Consider the following 23,626-nt stretch of genomic DNA (forward strand, 5'->3'; position numbering starts at 1 on the left):
TTTACCGCCGATATGAGTAACCGGGCAGGTGACTCCGGGTCGGAGTTTTGGGGAGACCGAGACGACGGAGACGCCTGTAAACGCTATCAGACGCTCGTGAACGCGGTCGACGACGGAATCTACCAACTGAACACCGAGGGCGACGTCGTCGCGGTCAACGATTTCATCGTCGAACTGACGGGGTACGAACGCGAGGAACTACTCGGCGAACACGTCTCGGTCCTCTTCGACGGGTGGGACGAGTCGGGTATCGAAGACGAAATCGACCGGCTCCGAGCGAACTCCGCCGAACGAGGCCCCCTCCTCGAACTCGCCCTGCGGACCGCCGACGGCGGACGGGTCCCCTGCGAGGTGCGGATGAGCGCGCTCGAATCCGGCGGCGCTCTGGAGGGAACCGTCGGCATCGTCCGCGAACTCGCCGACCGCCGGGGGGACAAGACGGGCGAGACGGGCGAGTGTGAGATGAACCGCGAGCGCATGGTCGAAGCGCTCGGGGCCGCGCGCGAGGGGATCAGCCTGCTCGACGGCGACGGCGAGTTCGTCTACGTGAACGCCGCCTACGCCGAGACGTTCGGATACGACTCCGAGGAGATGATCGGCGAACACTGGAACGAACTCGGCATTGAGGCCGACCCGGCGCGGTTCGAGAGGGAGATTCTGCCGACCATCTTGGAGGAAGACCAGTGGACCGGGACGACGACCTGCGTCCGGAGCGACGGGAGTACGTTCCGCAGTCAGCATTCGCTCGTCTCGACGGGGGACGGCGAACTCATCTGTCTCATCCGAGACGTCACCGAACGGAAGGAGCGCGAGCGTCAACTCGAGAGGTCGGAGCATCGGTACCGAACGCTCGCGAGGCACTTCCCGAACGGTTTCGTGACGCTGTTCGACCACGACTTGACGTACACGCTGGCGGCGGGCCGGGGGTTCGACAGGGTTCCCGTCGAACCCGGAGCGGTCGAAGGGCACCGGTTCGGCGAACTGTGGGACGATGCCGCCGCCGACGTGCTCGAACCCCTGTTCCGAGGGGCCCTCGACGGCGAGGAGGGGTCGGCCGAGGTCAGCTACGCGGGCCGCGAGTGGGTCGTCCACGCCGTCCCCATCACCGACGAACGCGGCGACGTCTTCGCGGGCATGACGATGACCCAGGACATCACCGAACGCAAGGAGCGCGAACGCGAACTCGACGAGACGGTACACGAGTTACGCGAGAGCGAGGAGCGGTTGAAACTCGCCCTCGAAGCCGGGGAGATGGGGATGTGGGAGCTCGACCTTCGGACCGGCACCGCGCCCGTCCGGTCGCCGCAGCACGACCGTATCTTCGGCTACGAGGAACCGCTCGACGACTGGGACTTCGAGACGTTCCTCGACCACGTCCACGCGGACGACCGGGAGCGAGTGGTGCGGACCTTCGAGGAGGCCCACGAGACGGGCGAGTGGGTGTTCGAGTGCCGAATCGTCCGCGCCGACGGCGAGCGACGGTGGATCTCCGTCCACGGGGAGTTCTACTACGGCGGCGACGAAGCGGTCCGCGTCGTGGGGGTCGTTCAGGACGTCACCGAACGGAAGCGACGCGAGCAGTACCTGCGCGACGCGAAGTCGCAACTGGAAGCCGCCGCGGAGGCCGGTGCGGTCGGCACGTGGGAGTGGCACGTCCCCGAGGACAAGTTCGTAACCAACGCGTCCCTCGCGCGGACGTTCGGCATCGACCCCGAGGCGGCGCGGGAGGGCGTGTCGCTCGACCGCCTCCTCTCGTCCGTCTACGAGGCCGACCGAGAGCGCGTCGAACGGGAGATAGAGAGCGCCGTCGAGGCCTGCGGCGAGTACGAGGCGGAGTACCGCGTCCGGAACGCCGACGACGAGCTTCGGTGGGTCGTCGCGCGCGGCCACGTCGAGTGCGACGAGGACGGCAACCCGGTCATGTTCCCCGGCGCACTCACCGACATCACCGAGCGCAAAGCGGCCCAGCGCAGGACCGAGGAGTCCGAACGGCGCTACCGGGCGCTCGTGGAGAACTTCCCGAACGGCGCGGTGGGGCTGTTCGACGAGGACTTCCGGTACACCGCCGTCGGCGGGCAACTCATGGAGGAGGTCGGAGTTCCGAAGGAGGAGCGAATCGGGCGCAGCGTCTACGAGATATACCCGGACGAACTCCTCGACGAGATCAGACCGCACTTCCGAGCCGCGCTCGACGGCGAGATGAACTCGTTCGAGACCGAGTTCCACGGCCGACACCTCTTCGCGCACACCCTGCCCGTCAGAAACGTCGACGACGAGGTGAACGCGGGGATGCTCGTCGTCCAGGACGTCACCGAACGCCGGGAGGCCGAACGGGGACTCCGCGAGAGCGAGGCGAAGTTCAGGATGCTGGCCGAGAACCTGGACGAGATCGTCTGGATGGCGACCGCAGACGCCGAGGAGTTCGTCTACCTCAACCCCGCGTTCGAGGAGGTGTGGGGAATCGACAGGCAGACCCTGTACGACGAACCGCTGTCGTTCCTCGACGCCGTCCACCCCGACGACCGCGACCGCGTCCGAGAGGGGTTCGCCGCCCTCCCGGAGACCGACTTCGACGAGGAGTACCGGGTCGTCCGACCCGACGGCGAGGTCAGGTGGGTCCACGCCCGGGGAGCCAGCGTGCACGACGAGAGCGGGGAGCTGTCCCGCATCGTGGGCATCGGCGAGGACGTCACGGAGCGAGTCGAACGCGAACGCGAACTCGAACGGAGCGAGCGTCGCTACCGGACGGTCGTCGAGAACTTCCCGAACGGCGCCGTGGGCCTCGTCGACGAGGAGATGCGGTACGTGACCATCGGCGGGAGCCCCCTCACCGAGTCCGACCTGACGGCCGAGGACCTCGAAGGGCGGCCGGTTCGGGAGGTGCTATCGCCGGCGTTGGCCGAGCATCTCACGCCGCGGTACCGGGCGGCGCTCGACGGCGAGGCGAACACCTTCGAGTACGCGCACCGGGACGGCGACAGGCACACCGAGTTCCGCACGTTCCCCGTCCGGGACGACGACGGCACCGTCTTCGGCGCGATGGGGATGTCTCAGGACATCACCGAACAGGTCGAACGCGAGGCGGAACTCGAACGGGCGCTCGATCTGCTCGGGCGGACCGAGCAGATAGCGGACGTCGGCGGCTGGGAGATAGACCCCAAGACGGAGGACGTGTTCTGGACCGACCACATCTTCTCGCTGTTGGAGGTGGACGCCGACGAGGAACCGCCGCTGGGGGAGGCCCTCGACATGTACCACGAGGAGGACCAGCCCGCAGTCGAGGACGCCGTCGAGGAGGCGTTAGCCACCGGCGAACCGTTCGATCTCGAAGTTCGGCTCCGGACGGCGGCCAGCGGCGAGGTGCGCTGGCTACGGCTTCAGGGCGTCCCGCAGACGGCCGACGGCGACGTCGTCTCCCTCCGCGGGGCGGCCCAGGACGTCACCGAGCGCAAACAGCGCGAGCAGCGACTCGAAGAGCTGATCGAACGGCTGGAGGAGTCCAACGAGCGCTTAGAGCAGTTCGCCTACGCCGCCTCCCACGACCTCCAAGAGCCCCTCCGGATGGTGTCGAGCTACCTCCGACTCGTAGAGCGACGGTACGGCGACGAACTCGACGAGGACGGCCGGGAATTCGTCGAGTTCGCCGTCGACGGCGCCGACCGGATGCGCGAGATGGTCGACGGGTTGCTCCAGTACTCGCGCGTCGACTCCCGCGGAAACCCCTTCGAGTCGGTCGAACTGGAGCGCGTTCTCGCGGACGTTCGCGACGACCTGCAGGTCCGAATCGAGGAGACCGACGCCGAGATTACCGCCGAGGAGTTACCCCGCGTCGAGGGTGACCGCGGGCAGTTACGCCAGGTGTTTCAGAACCTGCTGGACAACGCCGTCGAGTACAGCGGCGACGAACCGCCGCGGGTGCACGTCTCGGCCGAACGGAACGGTGACCGGTGGGAAGTCTCGGTCACGGACGAGGGCATCGGCATCGCCCCCGAGGACGCCGACCGGGTGTTCGAGGTGTTCCAGAGCCTCCACGCCCCCGACGAGCACTCCGGGACGGGCATCGGTCTCGCCCTCTCGGAGCGCATCGTCGAGCGACACGGCGGCGAGATATGGGTGGACTCGGAACCCGGCGAGGGAGCGACGTTCACGTTCACGCTGCCCGCCGACGGTGAGCGCGAACGCTGATTCGACCCGAGCGTCTCGCTCCGTCCCTCACCGACGGAGGCGTACGACCGCCTCGCCATCGCGTTCCTCGACTTCGACCAGTCCGTCGTCGGCTAAATCCGCCGCGAGTTCGCGGAGCCACTCCCGACCGTACTCCCCGCCGTAGTCGACCCGAATCCGCGGCCCCAGCGCGTCTAACGTCAGTTCGTCGTACTCGCCGAGCGTTCGGACGACGCGCCCCCGGAACTGCCGCCGACTCCCCTCGAAACTCGGCTGTTCGGGCACGTCCGGCGCGGTGAAGTCGCCCGTCTCGTAGGCGTGGCACCACCGCCGCCACGGACACCCCGACTCGTCGCACGTCGGCGTCTTCCCGCAGGCGACGCCGCCGAGTTCCATTATCGCGTTGTTCCAGACGCGGGACTCGCCCGCGGGCATGAGGAACGACGCGACTCGCTCGAACGCCGCGTCGTCGTCCGGAACGTCGAACGCGCGGTGGAGGACGCGCTTCACGTTCGTGTCCACCACCGCGTCGCCGTTGTTGAACGCGAACGAGGCGACGGCGTTGGCGGTGTAGGGGCCGACGCCCATGAGTTCGGAGAGCTCCTCGGGCGTCTCGGGGAACTCGCCGCCGTAGTCGTCGCGGACCTGTCGGGCGGCCTCGTGGAGGTACTTCGCGCGGTTGTTGTAGCCCAGCGAGTGGTTCGTCCAGAAGGCGACCACATCGCTCCGGTCGGCGGCCGCCAGGTCCGAGACGGTCGGCCACCGGTCGAGGAAGTCCTCCCACGCGGAGACGACGCGGCCCAACTGCGTCTGTTGGCTCATCACCTCGGAGACGAGAATCTCGTAGGGGTCCTCCGTCCGCCGCCACGGGAACTCGCGGTGGTCCGCCTCGTACCACTCGACGAGCGCCTCGCGGACGGCGTCCGCGTCCTCGGGGAGGGCGGGGGCGTCGGCTTCGACCGCCTCGGAGACGTCGTCGGGCGAGGCCTGACTGCTCGACGAGGAACCCTCGTCAACGTCGTCGGTCATCGTCGGTTCGTGGGTGCGAGGCGGTTTATCCCCCTCGATTCGCCCGTCGGCGCGGCGTCCGACCGCCGGGTCGTCGGACGCGAGGCGAAAACGGTATCCGCCGACCGGCCCTCGGGCCGCGACATGGGACTCGACGAACTCACCGCCGACGTGGAGACGGCGTTCAAGGAGATAGACGACGAGGAGGCCGTCGGACTCGACCGGGAGACGCGGCACGAACTGGCGATGCTCGCGGCCGTCTTCGACACCGACGACACCGACGAACTCGTCCGCCGGGCGGTCCACCTCCTGTTTCAGACCACCGTGGACCGCGGCACCCTCGATTTCCACCTCCGGCAGGGGTACGACGTGACGTACGACGAGTACCTCTCGGGCATGACGTACGACGAGATGACCGGCCAGAACCAGTACCCGCAACGCGACGACGAACGCCGCTACCAGATGTAGACGCCGACTCCGCGGACTCCGGAGGGTTTTATCCGAGAGCGACGTACGGTACGGACATGGACACCGCGGAAGTCGAACGTCTCATCGAGGAGGGTATCGAGGACGCCGAGGCGACGGTGACGTTGCCCCGCGCGCCCGACGAGGAACACGAGGACGCCCACTTCGCCGCCGTCGTCGTCTCGCCGGCGTTCGAGGGAAAGAGCCTCGTGCAACAGCACCAGATGGTGTACGACGCCGTCGGCGACGCGATGACGACGGATATCCACGCCTTGGAGATGAAGACGTTCACGCCCGAAGAGTACGAGGGGCGCGAACGCTAGCTCAGAGTCGCGGTTCGGTCTCTTCGAGCTCGTCGAGCGACCGGTTCTTCAGCGTGCGGCCGCTTTCGGTGTCGAAGAGGTGAATCGCCGACTCGGGGAAGCGCGCGACGACGGACTGGCCGCCCTCCATCGAGCGCATCCCGGTTATCGTCGCGACGAAATCGGTCACGTTGCCGGACTGCGTCTGGTCGCCCACCGAGGTTCCCTCGGTGACGCCGCCGGACGCGAACGAAAGGTAGACGTTGTTCTCGTTGCCCATCGGTTCGACCACGTCCACGAGCGTCTCGAAGTCGTGGTCGCCCGAGGCCGACCCCGAATCGAGGAGTTCGACGTCCTCGGGTCGGACTCCGAGGGTGACGCGCGTCGAGTCGCCGACGGCGTCCAGCGTCCCCTGCGAGAGGGGGTACTCGAACTCGTCCGCGACGAGGCTGTCGCCCCGCAGTTCCGTCTCGAAGAAGTTCATCGACGGTTCGCCGATGAACCCCGCGACGAACAGGTTCGCGGGTTGGTGGTACGCCTCCAACGGCGTCGCCACCTGCTGGAGCACCCCGTCGTTGAGGATGGCGATTCGGTCGCCCATCGTCATCGCCTCCGTCTGGTCGTGCGTGACGTAGACGGTGGTGACGTCCAGATCCTCCTGCAGACGCTGGAGCTCCGTCCGCATCTGCGAGCGGAGTTTCGCGTCGAGGTTCGAGAGCGGTTCGTCCATCAGGAACACCTTCGGGTCGCGGACGATGGCGCGCCCGAGGGCGACTCGCTGCTGTTGCCCGCCGGACAGTTCGCCGGGCTTGCGGTCCAAGAGCGGCGAGATACCGAGCATCTCGCCCGTCTCCGTGACGAGCGACTCGATTTCGTCGTCCGACTTCTCCGTGGACTCTTCGAGCCCGAAGCTCATGTTCTGGCGGACGGTCATGTGCGGGTACAGCGCGTACGACTGGAACACCATCGCGATGTCCCGTTCCCGCGGCGGCCGCCCGTTGATGACCTGGCCGTCGAGGCGAATCTCGCCGCTCGACACCGTCTCTAACCCCGCGATCATGCGGAGAGTAGTCGATTTACCACACCCCGATGGGCCGACGAGGACGAGGAACTCACCGTCGTCGATGTCGACGGAGACGCCGTCAACCGCGACGATGTCCTCCCCGCCGTCGTCGAACACCTTCGTTACGTTGTCTAATACGAGTTCTGACATTATGTGTTACCTGCGACACCTTCTGCGAACTGTTCTCCGAACAGGACGTACACCAGAAGCGTCGGAAGCGCCGCGACGAACGCGGCGGCCATCTGGACGTTGTACTGTTGGACCATCGACCCCTGCAGTTTGTTCAGGGCGATGGTCGCGACTTCGTTGCTCGGCGACGATACGAGGACGAGTGCGAACAGGAAGTCGTTCCACACCTGCGTGAACTGGTAGATGAGGACCACCGCGAACATCGGCTTCGACAGCGGGAGGATGATGCGGCGGTAGATGCGCGTGAACGTCGCGCCGTCTATCCGCGCCGCCTCCAGCATCGAGTCGTCGAAGCCGGAGTAGTAGGACCGGAACAGGATGGTGCAGATGGGAATCCCGTAGGCGGTGTGGGTGACGACGAGTTGGATGAGACCGACACGCGTGCTGAGGAACGGCACCCCCGCGAGGATGTCCCTGAGGCCCACGATGCTCCAGAACCGGGTCAGCGGAACCAACACGGACTGGTAGGGGACGAACATCCCCGCGACGAACAGCATCAGCACGCCGGCCTGTCCGCGCCACTTGAGGTTGGTGAGGCCGTACGCCGCGACGGACCCGATGAACCCCGACAGCACCGTCGCCGGGACGGCGACGAACATGCTGTTGTACATCGCGCCGGAGAAGTTCGTCAGCGGTCCCTGCAGGCGCGCCCACGCTTGGAACCACGGGTCGAGGGTGAACCCCTCACCGAGGGGCGGGGCGAACGGCGTCGTCGAGAAGAACGCGTCCTGCGTCTTGATGGCGGTCATGAGACCGCTCTCCAACGGCGCGAGGTAGAACGCCGCCATCGCGAGGAGGACGGCGTACAGCACCGCCTTCGACGCGGCGACGGACCGGACGCTGTCGCGGACGCTCATAGGTCACCCCGCTTGTACTGCACGTACAGGTACGGTCCGATGACGACCAGCGCCAACCCGAACAGGACGGTGGCTATCGCCGCGCCGTACGCCCAGTTCGAGTTGCTGAACGCCTGTCTGAACATCATCGTCGCGAGGATGTCGGCCGCCGGGCCGGGCGTGTCGCCGAACATGACGTACAGGAAGTCGAACGCCTTGAGCGCGAACACCATCAGCACGACGGCGGCGCTCATCGTCGAGGCCCGCAGTTGCGGGATGATGACGCGCCAGTACATCCGCACAGTCGATGCACCGTCGATGCGGGCCGCCTCGAACTGGTCGGTCGGGATGGCGCGCAGACCGGCGAGGTAGACGACCATGCAGTAGCCGCTGAACTGCCACATCAGCGCGAAGATGACCGCCCCGAGTTTGGTCTGCGGGTTGCTTATCCACGCCGTCGTGAGGAAGTCGAGTCCGATTCCCCTGAGGACGACGTTGACGAGGCCTATCTCGGGGTTGTACATCCACGCCCAGAAGATGGCCGTCACGACGAACGAGAGGCTCATCGGGAGGAGATAGATGGTTCGGAGCGTGTTCTCGAACCGTATCCCCCGGTCGATGAGGATGGCGATGAGCAGGCCGACGACGAGCGAGACGACCGTAAACACCACGAGCAACACGACGGTGTTCCGCGCGGCCGCCACGAACGACGGGTCGCTGAGCATCCGCGCGTACATCGAAACGTCGAGGTTGCCGTAGTCGGGCGACCCGAAGCCCTCCCACTCCGTGAGTGAGATGATGGCGTTCCAGCCGATGGCTCCGTAGACGAACAGGCCCATCAGAAGCGCGGGCGGCAGCCAGAACGGAAGCGACCGGACGAACTCGCTATCGCGCCACGACCGGTCGGACTGGGTGGCTGTCGCACCCGCCGCGGACGATTCGGTCACGGTTCCGCCGTCGGTTCGCACGCTGCTCTCGTCGCTGTCGTCCCCCCACCGGTTGCTCACGAGTCGTCGAAATAGTGAGTTGGACATTTTGTTGTGAGCCGTCCTCTACTTAGAGAACGCGTTCACGAGGCCGTTGTACGCGGAGTCAACCTTCCACTGCCCGTTGAAGCTGGCGAACACCTCGTCGATGTTGCCGTGGACTTCGGGCGTGACGGCCGTGCCGTGAGCGATGGTCGGCGGTTGCGATTCGGAGTTCTTGAAGTCCTTAATCTGCGACTGCAGGAACGGACCGAACGGGTCCGTCGGCACGTCGGTCCGCGGCGGGATGGAGCCCTTGACGGGGTTGAAGCGCTTCTGGGCGTCCACGGACCCGCAGTACTGGAGGAACTTCCGCGTCGTCTCCGGCGACGGGTTGTTCTTCGGGAAGACGAACGAGTCCGTCACGACGGAGTACATCCCCTTCGTGCCGGGGAACGGAACCATGTTCCAGCCGGACTCGTACTCGAAGCCCTCCGCGGACTGGTACTGGCCCGCGGCCCAGTCGCCCTGGTGGATGAACGCCGCGTTGCCGTTGACGACCTTACTGTTCGCCTGGTCCCACGCAATGGACCCGGCGTCGTCGTTGAAGTATTGGCTGTAGTCCTTCAGCGTCTGCAGGGATTCCCTGACGGCGTCTTCGTGCTGGGAGACCTTGCCCTGCGTGAGCGAGTTGTAGGCCTCTACGCCGTTGTAGCCGAGGAAGATGTTCTCCCACAGCTGGACGGACGACCACGGGGACTGCGTCTGGTGGGCCATCGGCACCGCGTCCGTGTTCTCGGAGACCTTCTTGAGGGCGTTCGTGAGCGCTCCGGGGTCGGAGATGCTCGACGGGTCCACGCCCGCCTCTTTGAGGACGGAGACGTTGTAGAACAGGTTGTTCAGGCGGTGGATGTTGATGGGAACCGCGACGTAGTTGCCGCCGGGTTTCGAGAGGTTCTGCACGCCCTGTCGGTAGGCGCTGCGCATGTCCTCGGACCACACCGAGTCGCTGATGTCGCGGAGTACGTCGCCGTCGACGTACTCGGTCAGCGCCTTCCCGGGCCAAATCTGGAAGGTGCTCGGGGGGTTCTGGTTGAGGACGCGGTTCTTGATGACCGTGTCCAGCGCCGAACCCGCACCGCCGGGCGCGGGGTTGTTGTTGACGGTCGCGTCGGGGTGCTTCTCTTTGAAGCCTTCGAGGAGGGCGTTGAGGGCGTCCTGTTCGCCCCCCGCCGTCCACCAGTGGACGATTTCGAGGGCGTTACCGCTGCCGCCCTGCGTGCTCTCGCCCCCGGTCGTCTGTTCGCCGCCGTCGGTGCTCCCGCCCGAGTCGGTCTGAGTGGAGCCTTCGTTGCCGCCGCCCGCACACCCGGCAACGATCCCTGTCGCGCCTGCGACACCGCTTAACTTGAGGTACGTCCGACGGGAGACGCCGCCGTCCGTATCGTGATTTTCCTTCATAATCGTTCCTCTGTATGAGTTTCACTCTACCATTCTGCACGATTAACTTAAAGATTTCTACTAGTTTACTTATTTGTGAGTCAGTTTTTAGTTCCGCATCGAAGAAGGGAATATTGCGGGCGTAGAGCCGGTTTTACGGCACATTTAGGTTCGTTCGCCCAGCGAGGTCACAGCCGAGTAATGCTTCGTCCCATTATAAATCCTCGTACAGTTTTAACAGCCGGGCGTCGGATCCGTGAGGAGACAGTTCACCGCATCTCGGATTCCGCGTCGCCGGGGCGACTCGGACGCGGTCCGTACCCTGACGATAGATTCGTATCAATGGGTTTTACGCGCCCGCCCGTCGTGCCCCCGGACATGAGCGACGACGACTATCGCATCGAGCGGGACAGTCTCGGCGAGATGGAAGTGCCTGCGGACGCCTACTGGGGCGCGCAGACCCAGCGTGCGGTGGAGAACTTCCCCATATCCGGAATCACGTTCGGGCGGCGGTTCGTCCGCGCACTCGGCGTGGTGAAGAAGGCCGCCGCGCAGGCGAACCGCGACTTGGGACTCGTCGAGGACGACGTCGCCGACGCTATCGTGGAGGCGGCCGACGAGGTCATCGCCGGGAAACACGACGACGAGTTCCCGGTGGACGTGTTCCAGACGGGGTCGGGCACCTCCTCGAACATGAACGCGAACGAGGTCATCGCCAACCGCGCCGCCGAAATCATGGGCGAGGGCATCGGCGACCGGGTCGTCCACCCGAACGACCACGTCAACTACGGGCAGTCCTCGAACGACGTGATTCCGACGGCGATGCACGTCGCCGCCCTCGAAGCGGTCGTGAAGGACCTCGTGCCCGCGTTGGAGACCCTCCGCGACGCCCTCGCGGAGAAGGAAGCGGAGTTCGACGGGGTCGTCAAGACCGGCCGGACTCACCTGCAGGACGCCACCCCCGTCCGCCTCGGGCAGGAGTTCGGCGGCTACCGGACGCAGGTCGAGAAGGGCATCGAACGCGCCGAGAACGTCCAACCGCACCTCTCGGAGTTGGCACTCGGCGGCACCGCCGTCGGGACGGGCCTCAACACCCACCCCGAGTTCCCCGAGAAGGCCGCCGAGTACATGTCCGAGGAGACGGGCGTCGAGTTCCGCGAGGCCGACGACCACTTCGAGGCGCAGGCGGCCCACGACGCCATGAGCGAGGCCCACGGCGCGCTTCGGACCATCGCGGGCTCTCTGAACAAGATAGCGAACGACCTCCGACTGCTCGCCTCGGGGCCGCGCAACGGCCTCGGCGAGATAGAACAGCCCGAGAACCAGCCCGGGTCGTCCATCATGCCGGGTAAGATAAACCCCGTCGTCGCCGAGGCGGTCAACCAGGTCCACAAGCAGGTGGTCGGCAACGACGCCGCCGTCGCCGCCGGGGCCGCCGAGGGACAGATCGACCTCAACCTCTACAAGCCTGTCCTCGCGCACAACTTCCTGCAGTCGGCGGAACTGCTCTCGAACTCCGCGGAGGTGTTCGCCGAACGGTTCGTCGCCAAACTGGAGGCGAACGAGGAGCACTGCGAGACGCAGGTCGAACAGAGCATGGCGCTGGCGACGGCGCTCAACCCCGCCATCGGCTACGACAAGGCGTCGAAGGTGGCCAAGAAGGCGCTCGCGGAGGACAAGACGGTCCGGGAAGTCGCCGTCGAGGAGGGCTACCTCACCGAGGAGGAGGCCGACGAAGTGCTCGACCCCGAGAGGATGACCCACCGCGGCATCCTCGGCGACGACTGAACGACGGACCGCGCCTCGTCGCACCCGTCCGTTCGACCGGGTGTCGCCCCTCGGTCACCAGGCGATCGCCGGCCGGCGGTACGACGACCCTCCTTTCTCGAACCGAATCCGAGAGTTCGTCGGCGAGCGAATGTCCGGGAGAGAGAATCAGTCACACATCCGGCGAAGAACCGATATTTTCAAGATACGATCACTCAAAATTGGAATCATGCCGAGCCTTCAATACCGGCGGGAGAGCGGCCGAGACATGCTCGAATGTCGAAGCTGCGGAGCCACGTTCCCCGAGGGGCGAGCGACGAACGACGGATGGCACTTCGAGTGCCCCGAGTGCGACGAGGGCCGAGGTATCGGCCAAGGGTTGCGGCGCGTCTGAGGCGTCGGCCGGCGACCCGGAACCGAACGACACGGCTCGCACGATTTCGCCCCTCCCCCCACGGTGCGACGGTCCGTCGGAACTCCCGTCGGAACCGTCCCGCCGACCCTCCCGCGCGGCCCGCGTCGCGGACTGAATCCTTTTTTACTCCCCGCACTCGCAGTTGGCACCAATGAGCGAGTACGACTACGAGAGTTTGGGGCTCGTCGCGGGGTTGGAGATACACCAGCAGCTCGACACCGAGACGAAGTTGTTCTGCGAGTGTCCGACGGAGATTCGCGAACCCTCGGAGTCCGAGCGACGGTTCACGCGCTTTCTCCACCCGACGAAGAGCGAACTGGGCGAACTCGACGAGGCCGCCCTCGAAGAGAGCCGCGTCGAACGCGAGTTCGAGTACCTCGCGTACGACACGACCTGTCTGGTCGAGGAGGACGAGGAACCGCCGCACCGCCTCGACGAGGAGGCGCGCGAGGTGGTCCTCCAGATAGCCTCGCTCCTGGACATGGAGACGGTGGACCAAGCCCACGTCATGCGGAAGCTCGTCATCGACGGGTCGAACACCTCCGGCTTCCAGCGAACGTCGCTCGTCGCGCAGGACGGCCAGATATCCACGAGCGACGGCCCCGTCGGCGTCGAGGACCTGATGCTCGAAGAGGAGTCCGCCCAGCGAGTCGAGGAGACCGACGAGGGCGTCGTCTACTCGCTCGACCGCCTCGGCATCCCCCTCGTCGAAATCGGCACGCGACCCGACATCTCCTCGCCCGAACAGGCGCGCGAGGCGGCCGAGACCATCGGGATGCTCCTCCGTTCGACCGGGACGGTCAAGCGCGGACTCGGCACCATCCGGCAGGACGTGAACGTCTCCATCGAAGACGGCGCGCGCGTCGAAATCAAGGGCGTGCAGGCGCTGGACCAGATAGACGAGATAGTCCGCCTCGAAGTCGGCCGGCAGGTCGAACTGCTGGACATCCGCGACGAACTCCGGTCGCGGGACGCCTCCGTCGGCGAGACGACGGACGTGACCGACGTCTTCGAGGACACTGAAAGCGGCGTCGTCGGCGGCGCGGTGAACTCCGGCGGGAAGGTCACGGCGGTGCCCCTCTACGGCTTCGACGGACTCGTCGGCCGCGAGATTCAGCCGGACCGCCGCCTCGGCACCGAGTTCTCCGACCACGCCAAGCGCCACGGCGCGGGCGGCATCTTCCACACGGACGAACTCCCCGCCTACGGCGTCACCGAGGAGGAAGTCGCGGCCCTGAAGGACGCGGTGGGCGCGGGCGACGACGACGCGGTGGCCATCGTCGCCGCCGACGCCGAGACGGCCGAACTCGCCATCGAGGCCGTGGCCGAACGCGCGGAGACGGCGCTCGACGGCGTGCCCGAGGAGACGCGCGGCGCGAACGAGGACGGCACGACGCGCTACCTCCGTCCCCTCCCGGGCGCAGCGCGGATGTACCCCGAGACGGACGTGCCGCCGGTCGAACTCGACGAGAGCGAGGTGGAGACGCCGGAACTGCTCACCGAGAAGGTCGAACGCTACCAGTCCGAGTTCGGTCTCGGGCCGGGACTCGCGGAACAGGTCGCCTACGGCCGGCGGATGCCCCTGTTCGAGCGGGCGGTTTCGGAGGGCATCGACGCGACGTTCGCGGCCGGACTGCTGGAGTCCACGATGACGGAACTGCGGCGCGACGACGTCCCCGTCGAGAACGTCACCGAGGACCACCTGCTGGACGTGATGCGCCTCGTCGAGGACGACGAACTCGCGAAGGAGGGCGTCAACGACGTGCTCGAAACGATCGCCGAGGACCCGACGCTCACCGCCGAGGAAGCCGTCGAGGAGGCCGGGCTCTCCGGCGTCTCCGAGGACGAGGTCCGCGAGGCCGTCTCCGGCGTCGTCGAGCGAAACGAGGGACAGGTGAAAGAGGAGGGAATGGGCGCGTTCTCCGCCCTCATGGGCGAGGCGATGGGCGCGCTTCGCGGCCGCGCCGACGGTGAAATCGTCAGCGACGTGCTCCGCGAGGAGATTCAAAAGCGCGCCTGACCCGCGCTACTTCTTCGGAATCGTCGCCACGAACTCGTTCGGACCGACCCGCTCTACCTCGTACGCGTCCGGGTCGGACTCCGGCACCTCGGCCTCCATCTGGTAGTACAGCGGTTTCGGGTCATGGTCGTTGACGAGGGTGAGACGCTCGCCGCCGTCGAGGCCCTCGAACGTCTCGAAAATCTTCGGGTGTCGCTCCGGCGGGGGAACGTCGCGCAAGTCGAGTTTTCGCTCAGTCATGCGGTCGGACGTTCCGCGCCGGCCGGGGTGTCGATTACCCCGAATATGTTCACGCGGGCGTGATTTCGACGTGCCACTCGTCGGGCGCGACTTCCGTCGTCTCGGAGTGGAAGCCGCGGCGTTCTAAGACGGCGTACAGCGGTTCGGGTTCGAAACTGTTCACCAACAGGAGCGTCTCCCGTTCGCCGAGTTCGTCGAGGGCGGCCGCAACGTGAGAGAACGGTTCGCCGTCTATCTCTCTGGCGTCGAGGTTCGGACGGCGGCGTCTGCGGCGTCTGCCGCGTCGGTGGCGTCGGACATGGCCGGACGTCGGACGACGACGGTATTGGGTGTTCTCCCGATGGTGTTCGCTACCGCACCTCCACCTCGACGCGGCCGGAGTCGGCGCGCGAGCGCAACCGTTCGACCCGGTCCTCCGTTCGGGGGTGCGTCGAGAACAGGTCGCGCAGGGTGCGTTCCTCCTCGGACTCGACTTCGCCGTACACCCACAGGGGCGACAGCAGGCCGAACCGCGGTTCGGCGGTGCGCTCTATCTTTCGGAGGGCGCGGGCGAGCGCCAACGGCCGTCCGGTCACCTCCGCGGCCCTGTCGTCGGCGGCGAACTCCCGCCGCCGCGAGTGCGCGCGCGCGAGAAGCGTGATGCCGACCATGAGCACGGACACCGCCTCCTCGATGCGCGCCTTGAGGCGGCCCGGGAGCGTCCGCGGCCACGACCGGGGGTCGCCCCGAACCCACGCCGCCGCGAGGGCGAGTCCCGTCACGAGGAAGACGGGCGGCGCGACGAGGAGCGAGACGAGTCCGACCGCCGTCTGGAGCGTCGTGAACGTCAACGTCTGCACGAGGCTGTCTTTGCTCTCCAGGTGCGCGAGTTCGTGCGCCAGCAGTCCCTCGAACTCCTCGCGGTCCAGCAGTCGGAACAGGGCGGCGTCGAGGACGACGGTGTCGCGGCCCGCGGTGTCGAGTGCGAACGCGTTGGGGACGGGGAGTCGCGTCACCAGAATCCGGGGCGTATCGACGGACATCTCGGCCGCGAGGCGGTCTGAGATGCCGTAGACGCCCGGATACCGACTCCGCGGGAGTTCGCGCGCGTCGAGGCGCGAGAGGAGGCGGCGCGTGCCGAAGCGGAGGCTCGCGTACCCGAAGAGGACGGCCGTCGCGCCGACGACGAGTCCGGCCGTCACCGGGTCGGGGCGCAACCGCCAGAGGGTGACGAGGAGGACGTAACTCCCGTACGAGAGCAGCGAGTAGAACGCCAAAATGGAGACGCCCACCAACAGCATCAGCGGGCGGAGTCGCCGGGGTGGACGGTGGCTCATACTCGCTCGGTAGGGTCGGGACGCGCAAAACGGTTACCGAGAGATACCGCAGTCGGTCGATTTTCTCCGTATCCGGCGTCGTCGTCCGTCACCCGCACGTACTTGCCGGCGGCGGACGACGTGCCTGGCATGACGACGTTCTTCGAGGACTTCTCCGTCGGCGACGAGGAGGAGTTCGGCGAGTACGACGTGACGGAGGACGAGATTCTGGCGTTCGCGGAGAAGTATGACCCGCAGTGGTTCCACACCGACCCCGAACGGGCGGCGGAGGAGTCGATGTACGGCGGCCTCATCGCCAGCGGGTGGCACACCACCGCGATGACGATGCGGATGCTCGTCGAGGAGTTCCTCTCGGAGTCGGCGTCGCTGGGCGCGAAGGGCGTGGACGAACTCCGCTGGCGGCGGCCCGTCAGACCGGGCGATACGCTCTCGGTTCGGACGGAAGTGCTGGAGAAAGTCGAGGAGACGCCGAGTCGCGGACTCGTCCGCGTGCGGATTACGACCTCGAACGGGGACGGCGAGGACGTCTGTTCGATGGTGGCGCTGACGATGTTCGCCCGGCGCGACGGGAGCGGAGAGGGCGACGAGAACGGAGAAAACGGAGCGGACGGCGAGGAGTGACGCGCGGGCGGTTCGGGAACGCGGATCCGACGCTCAGTCGTCGTCCGGGCGCGGTTCGGCGTTCGCTCCGGCGTCCGCCGTCGCGTCGGCGGCGTCCGAGTCGTCCGGGGAGGCGCGTTCGCCGAGATGGCGGTTCGCCCGGCGGAAGATGCCGATGAGGGTGTGTACCTCCCGTTCGGTCGGGTGGGCGCGGCCGAGGAGGCGGCGCATCATCCGCATCGTCTTCGGGCGCTTGTGGTCGCGGTGTTCCACGGAGTCGAGGAAGTCAGAGAAGAAGTCGTAGAACCGGTCGATGTCCGCCTCGTCGGCGCGTTCGCGTTCCACGTCGGGCAGTTGCGTCTCCTCGACGGTGAGGCTCCGGAGTTCGTACATGAGCACCGTCGCGGCCTGTCCGAGGTTCAAGACGGGGTACTCCGAACTCGCGGGGATGGAGCACACCTCGTCGAGTCGGGCCAGTTCCTCGTTGTTGAGGCCCTTCCCCTCCCGCCCGAAGACGAGCGCCGTCCTCGTCTCGACGGTTTCGAGGCTCTCGCGCACCTCGACGGGCGTCTTGTACGGGAAGCGGACGTGTCGGCGACTGTCCTCGTTCGTTATCGCCGTCGTGCCGATGGTGTGGTAGTTCTCGACGACTTCCTCGAAGGTCACCTCCTCGGCGTTCGGGAGGACGTCCTCGCGGGCGTGGCCGGCGAAGCCGTACGCCTCGCTGTCGCGGTCCATCTCCGGCGGGTTCACGAGTTTGAGGTCCGTGAGCCCGAAGTTCTTCATCGCGCGCGCGATGGTTCCGATGTTACCGGGCGTCTTCGGTTCGACGACGACGACGACGGGTTTGTGTTGGCGCGGCGGCATCTACTTCGTCGGGTACTCCTGGTCGAAGTCGATGTCGGAGTCGTCTAACTCCTCGACCGAGTCGTCCTCGTCCGTCTCCTCGCCGGGTTCCTCGTAGGTGACGGTTCCCGTCTTGAGGTTGATGCGCTTTCGCTTCCCGCCGTAGTTCTCGTTGAGTCGGCGGTTCAGTTCCTCGGGGTCCGGCGGCGACGGGAGTTCGCTCGGGTCCGTCTCGACGTGTTCGAGGCCGCCGTACCCCTCGGGGGCGCGGCCGCCGTCGGCGAACCACTCGTGGAACTCGTCGCGGAACTCCTCGGCGCCGCGGAACTCGCGGCCCCCCGCCTCGCGGTACCAGTAGAGGAAGTCCGCCTCGTGGTCGTCGCAGAGGAGTACCTCCTCCATCGGTTCGCCGTAGACGATGGCGGCCTGATTGCAGCGACGCTTCTCCTCCTCGCCGTGGACGAGATAGCAGGCGTCGCACGGTTTCCCCATGAGGTAGCTGAGGCGGATGAGTCGCCGCCGCACGTCCTCGGGAACCTCGTCGAGCGGTTTGAACTCCTCGCCCTCGGTGAACACCTCGGACTCCTCGAAGCGCCACCCGCGGAGTCCGATGCTGACCTTCGCCATGGACCGAACGTAACCGACGGACGGATAAAAAGAGCGTGACTTCCCCGCCTTGACGCGTTCGAGACGCCCCTCGCCGAGGCTTCGCGGTTCCCGGCCCGGCGGCCCGCGGAGCGACCGGGACCGTGCGGACTATGTAACCGCCGTCCTTCCGCCCGGGTATGCAGAACGTCGACGCGGCCGGACTCGGCATCGGCGACGACTACCCGCCCCGAATCATGGGCGTCCTGAACGTCTCCGAGGAGTCGCCGTACGACCCGAGCGTGTTCAACGACGCGGGCGAGGCCGCCGAGTACGTCGACGCCGAACTCGTCGCCGAGGGTGCGGACATCGTGGACGTGGGCCTCGAATCCGCGAACAAGCGGTTCGAGGTGCTGTCCGCCGAGGAGGAACTCGAACGACTCGACACGGCCCTCGACGTCGTAGAGAGCGTCTCCGGCGACGCCGTCTTCTCCATCGAGACGCGCTACCACGAAGTCGCGGAAGAAGCCCTCTCGCGGGGGTTCGACATGGTGAACGACATCTGCGGGTTCGCCGACCCGGAGATGCCGCGCGTCTGCGAGGAGTTCGACGCCGCGGTTGCGAAGATGGCGAGTCCGCCGGACCTCGAACGCCCGGGGGCCGTCGAGGACGTGGACGACATCTACGAGGCGTTGACGATGAACGGCCTCACGGACAAGACCATCGTGGACCCCGCCTTCGGCGGGTGGTCCGAGGGAAAGACGCTCGAAGACGACCGGGAGGCGTTCCGCCGCCTCCGGGAGTTCCGCGGACTCGACCGGCCGATTCTCGTCTCCATCAACCGGAAGAACTTCCTCCGGGAGTTCGCCGGGCGTTCGACCGAGGAGGCGTTGCCGGTGTCGCTGGCGGCCACGTCGATGGCCGTCGAACGCGGCGCGCACGTGATCCGGACCCACGACGTCCGGGAGACGCGCGACGCCGCCCTCATCGGCGAGGCGTTCGCCCGCGAGAGGGTGCGCGTCGGCGGCGACGTCGAAGTCGAGGAACTGGACGCGACGACGCCCCGAGAGGTCGAACGCCACCTCGAACGCCTCGGCGTCGAGGACGACATGGCGGGCGACGCCGTCGTCAGGGTCTTCGAACTCGACGGCCTCTCCGCCGCCGACGAACGGACCGTGGCCGCGGCGGCGTCCGACGGCGGCGCGACGTTCGTCCGCGGGAGCGACGGCGGCGCACTCCTGTTCGGGACGCCGGACGCCCTGCGGGCGACGCGCGCGGCGGCGGACTCGCCCTCGGACGCGGCGGATGCCGCACTCGACGCCGTCGTCTCGGAGGCGAGGTGAGTATCGTGCCAGAGAGTGCCGCGGAGAACCCCCGACAGACGGGCGTTCGTCCGGGGTACGGAGAGGTAGTTAAGAGAAAACTTATGCCGGACGGACGTAAAACGCACCACTGGACGCCGGAAGGGCATACGGGTAGGGGTACTTGGTGCCATTCCGGCCCACACCGTATTATACTCGGAGAGCGGTAGCCGTGCGGTTCGAAGCGTGGGAACCCGTCTACGAGTCGATTCTCGCGGAGTTCGGGTACCCCCGGAGCGGCGACGAACGCGCCAGAGACGTTCTCGCCGAGTACGCGACGCCGTTCGACGTCGAGAGGCTCGACTGCACCGGTCGGACCGTCGCCGTCGTCGGCGCGGCGCCCTCTCTCCCCGACGACGTCGAACGCGTCGGCGACGCCGACCGGGTGTTCGCCGCCTCCACCGCCGCGGACGCGGTTCGAGACGCCGGGTTCGACGTGGACCTGATGGTGACGGACTTGGACAAGAACCCCGAGACGGCGCGGGAACTCACCCGCGAGGGGACGCCCGTCGCGGCCCACGCCCACGGCGACAACGTGCCCGCGGTGCGGGAGTGGGTTCCGACGTTCGACCCCGCGCACGTCCTCGCGACGACGCAGGCGGCCCCGGTCGATTCCGTCTACAACTTCGGCGGGTTCACCGACGGCGACCGCGCCGCGTTCGCCGCCGACGCCTTCGGCGCGGACGAACTCCGGTTTGTCGGGTGGGCGTTCGACGACCCCTCCCTCTCGGCGTCGAAGGCGCGGAAACTGCGGTGGGCGGAGCGTCTGCTCCACCTGTTAGAGCGTCTCCGGGGGGAACGGTTCGCGGTTCTCGACGGTCGGCGCGACGCCATCGACCCCCTCCCGTGACCGTAGCTACAGTTCGACGTCCGCGTCGGCGGGGGCGGTCCGGGGGTCGATTTTCCCGTCGTCGAGTTCGGCCGCGAACACGTCCGCGCCGCAGGCTTGGCACGTCAAGGCGAGGACGGTGGCGCCGTCAGGCGAAGCCCGACTGCTTGCCGAACTCCGTTCGGCAACGTCATCGGACGCAGTCTGAGGGGCTGACGAGACGCGTCGCGTCTCGTCCGCGTCGCCGAGAGAATCTCGGCGGCCCGTCGGACGTTGTCTGTCCGCGTCGCCGGTTCGCGACGGTCGGCGGTCGATGCTGAGCGATCCGTCGCAGGCGGGACACCAGTCGAGACAGAGTCTGAGCGCCGCGAGGACGCGCGTCCGCATCGCCGGCGAGAGCGACCACCACTTCGGGAACGCCGACCGGAACTCCGCGACGGCGGTCACGTCGGCGACGAACGCCGCCCGCGACGGCCAGTTACCCGCGCGTTGGCCGCGGACGGAGGCGACGAGCGCGGGTCCTTCGGGGTCCCACTCCAACTCCACGTCCTCCTCGGGGACGCGGAGCAGAGACGCGAGGGCGGCGGCGTCGCCGTCCCGCCCGTCCATGTCGACGATTCGACGCCGCCACTCCGACTCGAAGTCGCGCGCGATACGGGGTAACTCGGCGGCGTCGTGTCCGCGAACTGCCGCCTCGTAGGCCGCGGCGTTCCGCACGCCGGCGTCGTCTGCGAGCAGTCCCGCCTCTTGGAGGAGTCGTTCGGCCGAGACGTCGCCAGCCTCCGATTCGCTGCGGGCGGCGGACTCGTCGGCCGTCCGACCGCCGGTCCGTCGCCGGAACGTCGCCGAGAACGCACGAATCTCCCCGCCCCGGAACGCCGGCGGGCCGGACGTCGCGTACACCGCCGCGAGCGTCGCCGTCAGGAGGAACGAGAGGACGACACCTTCGAGGGGCCACCGCGCGACGAGTCCCACGACGACGCCCGCGACGACGGCGAATGTCGCCACCGCGAGCACGATAACGCGAGGGTCTTTCCGACGCCTCACCGCCGTCGCTGTCGACCGAATCGACCCGAACAGGGACGCGGTGTGCCGCGCCACGTCGTCGATAGTTCTGTGCACTACGTCTACCCCAGAAGCGTTTCCCGCCGATAGGTATGAACTGCATACCCACGATTCCCGATACGTCACCCGATTTTTGTCGGTCCCTATCGGTTCTTAACGGCGACCGAACCGAGATACCGGCCGCTAATCCCGCGCTATCGGGGCGGTAAAGTTCATCCAACTTGATGGATGCTCGATACGAGCATCCGCGGCGCGGGGAGACTGCCGAGACGTTAAGAAGATACCGACTGTTTCAGGCGGGAGTGCGGTTCGAGGCGGCCCCTGGCGAGGGGGGTAGCCGAACCCGATTTACCCCTGCGGGACGATTCGGAGTCGTGTACAACGTTCGCATCCTGCTCTACGACGGGTTCGACGAACTGGACGCCGTGGGGCCGTACGAGGTGTTTCGGACCGCCGCCGGGTTCGGCGCGGACTGCGACGTGCGACTCGTCACCCTCGACGACCGGGAGACGGTCACCGCGAATCACGGACTCGAGGTGGCCGTCGACGGCCAACTGAACCCCGAAGCCTCGGTATCGACCGACCTCATCCTCGTGCCCGGGGGCGGGTGGAGCGACGCCACGGAACCCGGGGCGGGGATGGAGGCGAAGAAAGGGGACATTCCGGGGGCACTCGCGGCGTTCGCGGAGTTCGGGATGACCGTCGCCGGCGTCTGTACCGGCGGGATGCTCTTGGCCCGCGCGGGCCTCCTCGAGGACCGTCCGGCGATCACCCACCACTCCGCCCTCTCAGACCTCGAAGACGCCGGGGCCGAGGTTCGAGACGCCCGGTTCGTGGACGACGGCGACGTACTCACCGCCGGGGGCGTCACCTCCGGCATCGACCTGGCCCTCCACGTCGTCGAACGCGAGTTCGGGAGCGACATCGCCGCCAAAGTCGCCCGCGAGATAGAGTACGACCGCCGCAAGGAATCGTCGAGCGCGGTCGAAATCGAACGAACGGACGGCTGAAGCGACTGTTTATCGACCGTGAAAGTGACCCGAAAGTATAACTTGGCTAACATTTAACCGGGTGTCTGTCGTGGGTTCGTTCGAAGCACCCATGGCCACCTACGAACTTCCGGAACTCCCGTACGACTACGACGCGCTCGAACCGGTCATCGACGAGCGAATCATGGAACTGCACCACGACAAGCACCACCAAGGCTACGTGGACGGTGCCAACTCCGCGCTGGAGCAGCTCGAACAGATGCGCGAGAGCGGAGACATGGGGGACGTAAAGAGCGTAAAGCGGAGCCTCGCGTTCAACCTCTCGGGGCACGTCAACCACACCATCTTCTGGGAGAACATGAGTCCCGACGGCGGCGGCGAACCCGGCGGCGAACTCGCCGACGCCCTCGACGAGCAGTTCGGCGGGTTCGAGCAGTTCAAATCCGACTTCGCGGCCGCCTCGAAGGGCGTCGAAGGGTCGGGTTGGGGACAGCTCGTCTACGACCACGCCGCCGACCGACTGCTGGTCGTCGCGAACGAGAACCACCAGAACCAACAGGTGTCCGCTTCGACGCCGCTTCTCGTCCTCGACGTCTGGGAGCACGCCTACTACCTCCAGTACGAGAACAACCGCGGCGAGTACGTCGATAGCTTCTGGGACGTCGTCAACTGGGACGACGTGGCCCAACGGTACGACGAGGCGCGGAACGCCGACGTGGTCGGTCAGCACACGCACTGAGGCGGCCCGCCGATTTTTTCGGACTGGTCGGGAAACCGCTCCGAGTTTTACGTCGAGAACAGCGAGTCCGTCGGCGGTGCCCCTTTCGGTTCGACGGACCAGCGTACCCTCCGAGTCGCCGCGTCCCTCCCGCTACCGAACTGGACCGACCCCCGGTATCGATGCCCCCTCGTTGGTACTCGGTACCATACGGCTTCTCAAACTTTATCAGAATTGTCAACGTACAATCGGGCGAGGTCTTACTATGAGCTACGAACTCGATCCTCTCCCGTACGATTACGACGCGCTCGAACCGCACATCTCCGAGCAGGTGCTGACGTGGCACCACGACACCCACCACCAGGGCTACGTCAACGGCTGGAACTCCGCCGAGGAGACCCTCGAACAGAACCGCGAGGACGGCGACTTCTCCTCGTCGCCCG

Annotated in this window: 21 protein-coding genes and 2 pseudogenes; 12 read left to right on the plus strand and 11 right to left on the minus strand. The window is 66.9% G+C overall.

What is annotated here, in order from left to right; all coding sequences use genetic code 11:
• The first annotated feature begins 12 nt into the window (after positions 1 to 12).
• Positions 13 to 4,185 carry a PAS domain-containing sensor histidine kinase gene (locus ACFQEV_RS07630; protein ID WP_379694361.1) on the plus strand — a complete coding sequence of 1,391 codons (4,173 nt, stop codon included), beginning with the start codon at positions 13 to 15 and terminating at the stop codon, positions 4,183 to 4,185.
• Positions 4,186 to 4,212: 27 nt separating this feature from the next.
• Here the strand turns inward: ACFQEV_RS07630 and ACFQEV_RS07635 are convergent, their stop codons facing one another.
• Positions 4,213 to 5,193, minus strand: coding sequence for an HhH-GPD family protein (locus ACFQEV_RS07635; protein ID WP_379694364.1), 981 nt, complete (start codon positions 5,191 to 5,193; stop codon positions 4,213 to 4,215).
• Positions 5,194 to 5,316: 123 nt separating this feature from the next.
• Here ACFQEV_RS07635 and ACFQEV_RS07640 point away from each other — a divergent pair, with 123 nt between their 5' ends.
• Both ACFQEV_RS07640 and ACFQEV_RS07645 read left to right on the plus strand, forming a co-directional pair.
• Positions 5,317 to 5,640: a hypothetical protein gene (locus tag ACFQEV_RS07640; protein ID WP_379694583.1), complete on the plus strand. Its 324-nt coding sequence runs from the start codon at positions 5,317 to 5,319 to the stop codon at positions 5,638 to 5,640.
• A gap of 56 nt (positions 5,641 to 5,696) precedes the next feature.
• The gene (locus tag ACFQEV_RS07645) at positions 5,697 to 5,960 is read left to right on the plus strand and encodes a BolA family protein (protein ID WP_379694367.1); all 264 of its coding nucleotides are present in this window, start codon (positions 5,697 to 5,699) and stop codon (positions 5,958 to 5,960) included.
• A gap of 1 nt (position 5,961) precedes the next feature.
• Here the strand turns inward: ACFQEV_RS07645 and ACFQEV_RS07650 are convergent, their stop codons facing one another.
• Genes ACFQEV_RS07650 through ACFQEV_RS07665 form a run of 4 tightly spaced genes read right to left on the minus strand, consistent with a single transcriptional unit; the run spans position 5,962 to position 10,453 of the window.
• On the minus strand, positions 5,962 to 7,152 hold the full coding sequence (locus tag ACFQEV_RS07650; RefSeq protein WP_379694369.1) for an ABC transporter ATP-binding protein: 1,191 nt from the start codon (positions 7,150 to 7,152) through the stop codon (positions 5,962 to 5,964).
• Positions 7,152 to 8,048, minus strand: coding sequence for a carbohydrate ABC transporter permease (locus ACFQEV_RS07655; RefSeq protein WP_379694371.1), 897 nt, complete (start codon positions 8,046 to 8,048; stop codon positions 7,152 to 7,154). Before ACFQEV_RS07655 ends, ACFQEV_RS07650 begins: the two co-directional genes overlap by 1 nt.
• Positions 8,045 to 9,061 carry a carbohydrate ABC transporter permease gene (locus ACFQEV_RS07660; protein WP_379694373.1) on the minus strand — a complete coding sequence of 339 codons (1,017 nt, stop codon included), beginning with the start codon at positions 9,059 to 9,061 and terminating at the stop codon, positions 8,045 to 8,047. Before ACFQEV_RS07660 ends, ACFQEV_RS07655 begins: the two co-directional genes overlap by 4 nt.
• A gap of 18 nt (positions 9,062 to 9,079) precedes the next feature.
• Complete coding sequence (locus ACFQEV_RS07665) at positions 9,080 to 10,453, minus strand: extracellular solute-binding protein (RefSeq protein WP_379694375.1); 1,374 nt, start codon at positions 10,451 to 10,453, stop codon at positions 9,080 to 9,082.
• 357 nt (positions 10,454 to 10,810) lie between these two features.
• On the opposite strand from ACFQEV_RS07665, the gene ACFQEV_RS07670 reads away from it, so the two are divergent.
• From ACFQEV_RS07670 to gatE, 3 genes are all read left to right on the plus strand, one after another.
• Positions 10,811 to 12,220: a class II fumarate hydratase gene (locus ACFQEV_RS07670; protein WP_379694378.1), complete on the plus strand. Its 1,410-nt coding sequence runs from the start codon at positions 10,811 to 10,813 to the stop codon at positions 12,218 to 12,220.
• A gap of 208 nt (positions 12,221 to 12,428) precedes the next feature.
• Positions 12,429 to 12,593, plus strand: coding sequence for an HVO_2901 family zinc finger protein (locus ACFQEV_RS07675; RefSeq protein ID WP_309473054.1), 165 nt, complete (start codon positions 12,429 to 12,431; stop codon positions 12,591 to 12,593).
• 172 nt (positions 12,594 to 12,765) lie between these two features.
• Positions 12,766 to 14,634 (plus strand): Glu-tRNA(Gln) amidotransferase subunit GatE, encoded by a 1,869-nt coding sequence (gene gatE / locus ACFQEV_RS07680; protein ID WP_379694381.1) that lies wholly within the window; start codon positions 12,766 to 12,768, stop codon positions 14,632 to 14,634.
• Positions 14,635 to 14,640: 6 nt separating this feature from the next.
• Here gatE and ACFQEV_RS07685 read toward each other — a convergent pair whose 3' ends face one another.
• The 3 genes and pseudogenes from ACFQEV_RS07685 to ACFQEV_RS07695 all read right to left on the minus strand — a co-directional run bounded on the left by ACFQEV_RS07685 (position 14,641) and on the right by ACFQEV_RS07695 (position 16,154).
• The gene (locus ACFQEV_RS07685; RefSeq protein ID WP_379694384.1) at positions 14,641 to 14,874 is read right to left on the minus strand and encodes a DUF2249 domain-containing protein; all 234 of its coding nucleotides are present in this window, start codon (positions 14,872 to 14,874) and stop codon (positions 14,641 to 14,643) included.
• A 49-nt stretch (positions 14,875 to 14,923) separates the two neighbouring features.
• Positions 14,924 to 15,112 (minus strand): annotated as a pseudogene (locus tag ACFQEV_RS07690) (DUF2249 domain-containing protein); the annotation flags it as partial.
• A gap of 112 nt (positions 15,113 to 15,224) precedes the next feature.
• Positions 15,225 to 16,154, minus strand: coding sequence for a M48 family metallopeptidase (locus tag ACFQEV_RS07695; protein ID WP_379694585.1), 930 nt, complete (start codon positions 16,152 to 16,154; stop codon positions 15,225 to 15,227).
• A gap of 165 nt (positions 16,155 to 16,319) precedes the next feature.
• Between ACFQEV_RS07695 and ACFQEV_RS07700 the strand changes: the two genes are divergently transcribed.
• Positions 16,320 to 16,811, plus strand: a complete 492-nt coding sequence (locus tag ACFQEV_RS07700; RefSeq protein WP_379694386.1) for a MaoC family dehydratase — start codon at positions 16,320 to 16,322, stop codon at positions 16,809 to 16,811.
• Between the two features lie 33 nt (positions 16,812 to 16,844).
• Here ACFQEV_RS07700 and ACFQEV_RS07705 read toward each other — a convergent pair whose 3' ends face one another.
• Positions 16,845 to 17,657, minus strand: a complete 813-nt coding sequence (locus ACFQEV_RS07705; RefSeq protein WP_379694389.1) for an RNA methyltransferase — start codon at positions 17,655 to 17,657, stop codon at positions 16,845 to 16,847.
• A complete protein-coding gene (locus ACFQEV_RS07710; protein ID WP_379694391.1) occupies positions 17,658 to 18,263 on the minus strand; it encodes a hypothetical protein in 606 nt (201 codons plus the stop codon). It lies immediately after the preceding gene.
• 158 nt (positions 18,264 to 18,421) lie between these two features.
• Here ACFQEV_RS07710 and folP point away from each other — a divergent pair, with 158 nt between their 5' ends.
• Positions 18,422 to 19,564, plus strand: a complete 1,143-nt coding sequence (gene folP / locus ACFQEV_RS07715; RefSeq protein ID WP_379694393.1) for a dihydropteroate synthase — start codon at positions 18,422 to 18,424, stop codon at positions 19,562 to 19,564.
• A 190-nt stretch (positions 19,565 to 19,754) separates the two neighbouring features.
• On the plus strand, positions 19,755 to 20,432 hold the full coding sequence (locus ACFQEV_RS07720) for a 6-hydroxymethylpterin diphosphokinase MptE-like protein (RefSeq protein WP_379694395.1): 678 nt from the start codon (positions 19,755 to 19,757) through the stop codon (positions 20,430 to 20,432).
• Positions 20,433 to 20,438: 6 nt separating this feature from the next.
• On the opposite strand, the gene ACFQEV_RS07725 is transcribed toward ACFQEV_RS07720, so the two are convergent.
• Entirely contained in the window at positions 20,439 to 21,533 is a 1,095-nt protein-coding gene (locus tag ACFQEV_RS07725) for a DUF8054 domain-containing protein (RefSeq protein WP_379694396.1), read from the minus strand.
• Between the two features lie 317 nt (positions 21,534 to 21,850).
• Between ACFQEV_RS07725 and ACFQEV_RS07730 the strand changes: the two genes are divergently transcribed.
• The 3 genes and pseudogenes from ACFQEV_RS07730 to sod form a co-directional block, all read left to right on the plus strand.
• A complete protein-coding gene (locus ACFQEV_RS07730) occupies positions 21,851 to 22,486 on the plus strand; it encodes a DJ-1/PfpI family protein (RefSeq protein WP_379694398.1) in 636 nt (211 codons plus the stop codon).
• Positions 22,487 to 22,556: 70 nt separating this feature from the next.
• Positions 22,557 to 23,204, plus strand: a complete 648-nt coding sequence (locus ACFQEV_RS07735; protein ID WP_379694400.1) for a superoxide dismutase — start codon at positions 22,557 to 22,559, stop codon at positions 23,202 to 23,204.
• 244 nt (positions 23,205 to 23,448) lie between these two features.
• Positions 23,449 to 23,626 (plus strand): annotated as a pseudogene (gene sod, locus ACFQEV_RS07740) (superoxide dismutase [Mn]); the annotation flags it as partial.

Origin of the sequence: Halopelagius fulvigenes (assembly GCF_042662625.1) — an archaeon.
GTDB classification, from domain to species: Archaea; Halobacteriota; Halobacteria; order Halobacteriales; family Haloferacaceae; genus Halopelagius; species Halopelagius fulvigenes.

Bases quoted from the DNA above. Each gene is read 5' to 3' on its own strand.
- ACFQEV_RS07695 (WP_379694585.1), bottom strand. From the start codon at position 16,154: ATGCTGTTGGTGGGCGTCTCCATTTTGGCGTTCTACTCGCTGCTCTCG.
- gatE (WP_379694381.1), top strand. From the start codon at position 12,766: ATGAGCGAGTACGACTACGAGAGTTTGGGGCTCGTCGCGGGGTTGGAG.
- ACFQEV_RS07660 (WP_379694373.1), bottom strand. From the start codon at position 9,061: ATGTCCAACTCACTATTTCGACGACTCGTGAGCAACCGGTGGGGGGAC.
- ACFQEV_RS07700 (WP_379694386.1), top strand. From the start codon at position 16,320: ATGACGACGTTCTTCGAGGACTTCTCCGTCGGCGACGAGGAGGAGTTC.
- ACFQEV_RS07705 (WP_379694389.1), bottom strand. From the start codon at position 17,657: ATGCCGCCGCGCCAACACAAACCCGTCGTCGTCGTCGTCGAACCGAAG.
- ACFQEV_RS07640 (WP_379694583.1), top strand. From the start codon at position 5,317: ATGGGACTCGACGAACTCACCGCCGACGTGGAGACGGCGTTCAAGGAG.
- ACFQEV_RS07670 (WP_379694378.1), top strand. From the start codon at position 10,811: ATGAGCGACGACGACTATCGCATCGAGCGGGACAGTCTCGGCGAGATG.
- ACFQEV_RS07710 (WP_379694391.1), bottom strand. From the start codon at position 18,263: ATGGCGAAGGTCAGCATCGGACTCCGCGGGTGGCGCTTCGAGGAGTCC.
- ACFQEV_RS07635 (WP_379694364.1), bottom strand. From the start codon at position 5,193: ATGACCGACGACGTTGACGAGGGTTCCTCGTCGAGCAGTCAGGCCTCG.
- ACFQEV_RS07630 (WP_379694361.1), top strand. From the start codon at position 13: ATGAGTAACCGGGCAGGTGACTCCGGGTCGGAGTTTTGGGGAGACCGA.
- folP (WP_379694393.1), top strand. From the start codon at position 18,422: ATGCAGAACGTCGACGCGGCCGGACTCGGCATCGGCGACGACTACCCG.
- ACFQEV_RS07665 (WP_379694375.1), bottom strand. From the start codon at position 10,453: ATGAAGGAAAATCACGATACGGACGGCGGCGTCTCCCGTCGGACGTAC.
- ACFQEV_RS07650 (WP_379694369.1), bottom strand. From the start codon at position 7,152: ATGTCAGAACTCGTATTAGACAACGTAACGAAGGTGTTCGACGACGGC.
- ACFQEV_RS07645 (WP_379694367.1), top strand. From the start codon at position 5,697: ATGGACACCGCGGAAGTCGAACGTCTCATCGAGGAGGGTATCGAGGAC.
- ACFQEV_RS07655 (WP_379694371.1), bottom strand. From the start codon at position 8,048: ATGAGCGTCCGCGACAGCGTCCGGTCCGTCGCCGCGTCGAAGGCGGTG.
- ACFQEV_RS07675 (WP_309473054.1), top strand. From the start codon at position 12,429: ATGCCGAGCCTTCAATACCGGCGGGAGAGCGGCCGAGACATGCTCGAA.
- ACFQEV_RS07685 (WP_379694384.1), bottom strand. From the start codon at position 14,874: ATGACTGAGCGAAAACTCGACTTGCGCGACGTTCCCCCGCCGGAGCGA.